The 5,968-nt window shown below is 36.1% G+C and carries 3 protein-coding genes and 1 pseudogene; all 4 read right to left on the reverse strand.

The window, feature by feature from the left end:
- Nucleotides 1–1,021: pseudogene (locus E1171_RS09300) on the reverse strand (DPP IV N-terminal domain-containing protein); the annotation flags it as partial.
- 422 nt (nucleotides 1,022–1,443) lie between these two features.
- Nucleotides 1,444–3,015 carry a sodium/sugar symporter gene (locus tag E1171_RS09305; RefSeq protein WP_155205732.1) on the reverse strand — a complete coding sequence of 524 codons (1,572 nt, stop codon included), beginning with the start codon at nucleotides 3,013–3,015 and terminating at the stop codon, nucleotides 1,444–1,446.
- Nucleotides 3,016–3,410: 395 nt separating this feature from the next.
- Entirely contained in the window at nucleotides 3,411–4,733 is a 1,323-nt protein-coding gene (locus E1171_RS09310; RefSeq protein ID WP_155205733.1) for an aspartyl protease family protein, read from the reverse strand.
- Between the two features lie 210 nt (nucleotides 4,734–4,943).
- Nucleotides 4,944–5,807 carry an SDR family oxidoreductase gene (locus tag E1171_RS09315; protein WP_246164261.1) on the reverse strand — a complete coding sequence of 288 codons (864 nt, stop codon included), beginning with the start codon at nucleotides 5,805–5,807 and terminating at the stop codon, nucleotides 4,944–4,946.
- Nucleotides 5,808–5,968: the final 161 nt, after the last annotated feature.

The following is a 5,968-nucleotide window of genomic DNA, read 5'->3' on the forward strand; positions in this document are numbered from 1 at the left end:
TATATACATAAAGGTTTGTAGGTGCTTTTGAGGTTCCAATAGACAGGCGCATCTGCTTTTCACTATCCGAAACGTTTACAGCTAAAACATTTCCGTCAGGTATTTGAGGAAAATCTACCTGCTCTCCCGTTACATTATTTTGAATAATCAAACTATTTTTACCATCCTCATTAATAGCGATGATCCTATATTTTTCATTTTCACTTAGGTAGCTATACATTACATCCCAATTGGTTTCGTAAAGGACTTCTTCCTTCCCACTACTTATTTCCAATTGCATGAGGTAAGCAAATTCCTTTCCGGCATTGGTGATATAATAAAAGTGCCTACCATCTTTACTAAATCCGGAACTACTGTAATTTCCAGGTAATTCAGGCTTAGAGATTTCTATCGTAGATTGACCGGATCGGTTGTAAAGAAATAATTGATTTTCACTGGTAGTAATTGTCTTTTGAAGGGCCAAGATGTTTTCATCATCCGACATTCCGGACAAATCCATTCCTTCATCATTTTGATATAGCATTTCAGGATCCCAATCCCCAACAGGCATTTTATAAAAATCAAAAAACTGAGGATTTCTTTTATTCGAAATGTAATACATGGACCTTTTATCCCTACTCCAACCCACAAAACTTGCCTTTTCCTTTTCGCCAGGTGTTAAATCTTTGGAAGAACCATCCTCTCCCAACAAGTAAATATGATCCATTTCATTTCCACCTTTATCCGCAGAATATAGCATGTTATTAGTACCTGGCACATAATCCACGGCAAAGAAGGACTCCTCTTCCGAATGGGTTACTTGGCGTTTTGATCCTGTTTCAATATTGATTTCATACAAATTAAAAATACCTGATTCATCACTACTAACGAGTAAATGGGATTCGTCAGGAGAAAAAACACCCCCTCCTATTCTTTTATTTTTGTAAAATTGATCGATGGAATACTTTTCTACTTGTTTTTTCTCATCCATTTTACAGGAATAAAAAAGACAGCAGGTCAGAATAATTGCAATTAATCTCATATTTATAGTGTTTTTTAATAAAAAAATGGATTCTTTAAAATAAAATACAAGTACAATATAGTATTTATATTTACAATCCAAATAATTGAGTTAGAATCACACCACTTTTAGTGAGAAAAACAAACAAAGTATAATTACCTGAGAATATGTCTTTAGGCCCTTTCATTTAGCCTCCTCCCAAGGAAGTGCTTACTTGCAAAAAAAATGATTTTATCAGCATGAAGGGTCCCTAGACGCCTTTCTTCTACTTTGAGCATGATGAACATGCATCGCACAGGAGGGAATTAAAGAAATGATTGTTGAAAATTGAATCCTGAATTTACAGGAACAAGAAGGAAATAAAAGGATACAAGGAAACGCTTAAACTCATCATAGACAGGAGAAAACTCCGAGCCTATGATGAGAGGTTATTCTGGAATTGACTACCAAAATACTACATAAATAACCGCCAATACACCAACTACAGCCACCGAGGCCAAATTAAATACAGAACTGGTTCTAAATCCCCCTTTTTCTAATTGAATGGCCTTTTGATCAACAGATCGATTTTCAATTAATGAAACGATGATAATAACAGCAGACAAAATTAGAAAGCTCAGCCCCATTCGGTCGATAAATGGGAGTTCCGGCCAAAAGAACTTAAAGGCTGCTGATAAAGGAATAGACAATATCACCGTCAACAGGGCAGCATTGGTTGAAGTTCTTTTCCAAAATAAACCAAAAAGAAAAATGGCTACTACGCCAGGACTAATAAAACCTGTATACTCTTGAATATACTGAAAAGCCTGGTCCAAATTACCCAGCAATGGGGCTATCAAAACCCCAACACAAAGGGAAAGAGCCGCTGAAATTTTTCCTATTCTCACCAAATGTTTATCCTCAGAAGGAGATAGTTCCCCACCATTTTTAAACTTCATAGGGCGATAAATATCCAGCGTAAAGATGGTAGATGCACTATTGACCATTGAACTTAATGAGGAACCTATTGCCGCTATTAAAGCCGCAAAAGCCAGGCCTTTAAACCCAGTAGCTACATAGTTATTCAAAACCCATGGATAGGCTTCATCCGGTTTGTTCACATCGGCATTTAATACAAAGGCCGCAATACCTGGAATTACAACAATAAGTGGCAAAAGCACTTTCAGAAATGCCGCGAAAACAGTTCCATTTTGAGCCTCTTTCAGGTTTTTTGCAGCTAAAGCCCGCTGAATAATGTATTGGTTATTACCCCAATAATAAAGATTTGCAATCCACATTCCACCTATCAAAACACTTATACCCGGTAGATTAATATATTCAGGATTTGACTTATGCAAAATCATTTCAAACTTTTCGGGAGCCTTAGCAATTAAGGTCTCTAAACCCACCCAGAAACTACCACCAACGGCCTTCAAGACCATCACACTGGCCAGCAATCCCCCAAAGATCAAAACAATTACCTGAATAACATCGGTCCAGACTACAGCCTTCAAACCTCCCGTAATAGAAAAAGTTGAGGCAAATAGGGCTAAACCAATCACACCATAAATCAGAGGAATTCCCATAATACTTTGAAGTGCAAGACCTCCCAAATAAAGAACGGAGGTGATATTTACAAAAACAAAAAGAAGCACCCAGAAAATAGCCAACCCTGTTCGGACTCGGGAATCAAAGCGCTGTTCCAAAAACTGTGGCATAGTATAAATGCCTTTTTTTAGGAAAACTGGCAAAAAGTATTTGGCAACTATAATTAAAGTGGCAGCGGCCATAAATTCATAGGAGGCAATGGCCAATCCGACAACATAACCAGATCCAGACATACCGATAAATTGTTCGGCCGATATATTAGAGGCAATAAGAGATCCTCCCACAGCCCACCAAGGCAAGGCTTTTGAAGCCAAAAAGTAATCTTGAGCGCTTTCCTGCTTTTTTCTTTTGGAAATCCAAATGCCAAAGCCCATCATAAAAATGAGCCAGCCGGCAAAAATCCATAAATCAGTTGTAGAAAATTCCATATTAATAAGTATTAAAAATTTACGGTATTTTTATTGCTTTTTAAGTGCAAAAACTTGGTATTGATAATTAAATAAACTAAAACCAATCTTTTAATATATTCAATTACCACAATATGAAAAATGCCAATAAAAGAATTTTTAAAACATTATTTCAACAGTCTTTCTTAATTTCTGATTTTGGACTTTTTCAACAAAAAACAGTATTAAAAAGAATTTCAAAGGATTGAGACCCTCCAAATATTAAAAAAAAGAAGACTACTGAATTAAAGAACAGGAATGAAATCAATGATTTTTTACCGCAAAAAATAATACTTAATTAACAAAAATTTTAAATCTATATATTATACTTACTTTTAAATAAAATAGTGAAACAGATTTATATATCTATTTGAATATTACAAATATTCAGCAGGTATTTTAAACTCCTTTTTTTGGCCATTCCGTAAAACAGTGAGATAAAGATACCCATCTTTCAATTTTAGCTTACCTCTCATTTGAATAAAGGAACACAAATCAGGAACATAAGAAAAGTCAGTATCATTGATTTTCAGCACCCTATCATTATATTTTAGTCCTAATTCCTCCACTTTACTGTTCAATGATATCATGGCTACCCAAACCTTTCCTCCTTCCCAGCCAAAATCAATATTTTCTAATATCAAATCTTCCCTTTCCCCTTTTTCGTAAGGGTTTTCTGCCAAATAGAGAAGTTCTTTATCACTCATTAGCGTTACATAATAATTGAACAAAAACTGATTCCCTAGGTAATTTCTTCCGGGATGTTTCCTTGCTTCAATTTGTTGGCGACGACTGAGATTCACCCCACCCAGTGAAATATTTTTCACTTCATAAACCAAAATGGTATCCAAACGGGTAGAAGTCGCGCCAGTCACTTGCTGAATCCTTTCCCTTATCACCTGCTTGCTTCTGATCATCCCACTTACTTCCTTATCAAGGATTAGGTAGCAAACACAACCTGTATCAAATTGCGCATCAAATTTCACTTCCTCATTAATTTGAACCCGGGCAAACAAATCCCCACGCATATTTTGATTAAGGCGAATTTTTTTTTCTAAGCGGCTTTCCGGTATTTCTGAGCGCACATCTGTGATGAGCACTTTCTTGTTTTTAAAATCAAAGCTCCACAAAAAGTAATCAATGGTATTGACACCTAAAATTCCATCTACTTCCAAACAACGAAGCACTTCACTCAAATCCGCTGATAGGGCTCCTGTTTTTTCCAAGCTTACCCCTCCCAAATTCAAATCAATCACATGATATTTGGCGGGCTGTTTTTGGTTGTTGGCATCGGTTATAGAAAAGTCAGTAATAACGGTGGGAAGTCCCAACTCCCCCACTAATTCGTCGGAAAGAACATTTACCTCCGCCCCAGTATCGAAGATAAAATTATATAAACGTGGTGAATCATTTACTCTTACCTTTAAATAAATGAGCCCATTTTTATACTCAAAAGGGGCCTCAAAGGCAAAATTCTTTTTAGAGCTTTTCCCTTCATAAAAAAGCTTCTGAAAATAATACCATTCATTGGCTACATTGGACGTTAATCGGGTTTTGCAAGAAAACAGAGATATTAACAAAAGCCCACCTATATAGCACCATCTCACCAACATAGCAAAAAAGAGCTCAGGGTAATTTTGACGGCCTTTTAAATCAATTTTTTGCGGAAGAAAGAAGGAGGATAGTTTCCGGATATTCATAAGGTAGTGTTTTGCAAATAATTATCTTCAAACCTTATTTGTGGTTATCGATAATACTTACAAGGGGAAGGGAAAATTTCTAAAGAACGTTCCATTTCAAAAAGAAAAACCTCACAAACGGGGTGTGAGGTTTTAAAAGCTTTTTGCTTTCTTCAATCTTACTTACCTATTGGCAATTTTTAAGAATTTTGAAAAAGTATAGGCTTCAAATTATCCTTTCCTCATCATTTCCAACATATCCCACATTTCTTTAGTAACCATATCCAACTGGTTGAATTCACCGGCACCTTGTAGCCATTCCCCACCATCAATGGTAATTACTTCACCATTTACATAAGCTGAAAAATCGGACATCAGGTAAGCAGCCAAATTTGCTAATTCCTGATGCTCCCCAAATCGCTGAACCGGTATTTTATTTTTGGGATCAAATAAATTGGCAATATTATCAGGTAAAAGCCTACTCCAGGCTCCTTCTGTTGGAAATGGTCCTGGAGCAATCGCATTGCTTCTAATTCCATACTTAGCCCATTCAACGGCAAGCGATCGTGTCATAGCTAATACTCCAGCTTTAGCCGCTGCGGAAGGAACCACATAGGCTGAACCTGTCCAAGAATAAGTTGTAACAATATTGAGGAATGTTCCTTTTTGTTTCTTTTCAATCCAATTTTTACCTGCAGCTAGCGTAAAATTTGAAGTCCCCCTCAAAACAATATCGACCACTGTATTAAAAGCACGGTGTGAAAGACGTTCTGTAGGGCTAATAAAATTCCCAGCCGCATTATTTAAAACGCCATGAATTTGGCCGAACTTCTCTTCAGTAGTTGAAATTACATTTTCAATTTCTTCATAATTCCTGACGTCACATGCTAAAGGCAATACTTTTCCTCCTGTTTCTGATTCCAGTGCTTTGGCGGTCTCCTCCAACACAGGTAACTTCCTACTGGTAATTACTAAATTAGCTCCCAACTCCAAAAAATATTTTCCCATAGATCTTCCCAATCCTGTCCCACCTCCTGTCACAATAATAGTTTTACCTTCAAGAGTTCCTTCTTTTAACATTCCGTTAGTATTCATTCCTATTAAAAAATTTAAGTTAAAACGATACCAAAAGATAAGGAAAAATGAGCACATTAAAAATTCATTTGAATGTTACAGAACTTTCAGAAATAAGAGTCCTTATTTTAATATTCCTTAAATTGCAAAATCATCAGTAACTTTGATTTTACTTTTAAAAA

Origin of the sequence: Xanthovirga aplysinae (genome assembly GCF_009711365.1) — a bacterium.
Lineage (GTDB): Bacteria > Bacteroidota > Bacteroidia > Cytophagales > Cyclobacteriaceae > Xanthovirga > Xanthovirga aplysinae.

What these genes read in the sequence shown, in the direction of transcription:
- E1171_RS09305 (WP_155205732.1), bottom strand. Translation starts at nt 3,015, where the DNA reads ATGGAATTTTCTACAACTGATTTATGGATTTTTGCCGGCTGGCTCATT.
- E1171_RS09310 (WP_155205733.1), bottom strand. Translation starts at nt 4,733, where the DNA reads ATGAATATCCGGAAACTATCCTCCTTCTTTCTTCCGCAAAAAATTGAT.
- E1171_RS09315 (WP_246164261.1), bottom strand. Translation starts at nt 5,807, where the DNA reads ATGAATACTAACGGAATGTTAAAAGAAGGAACTCTTGAAGGTAAAACT.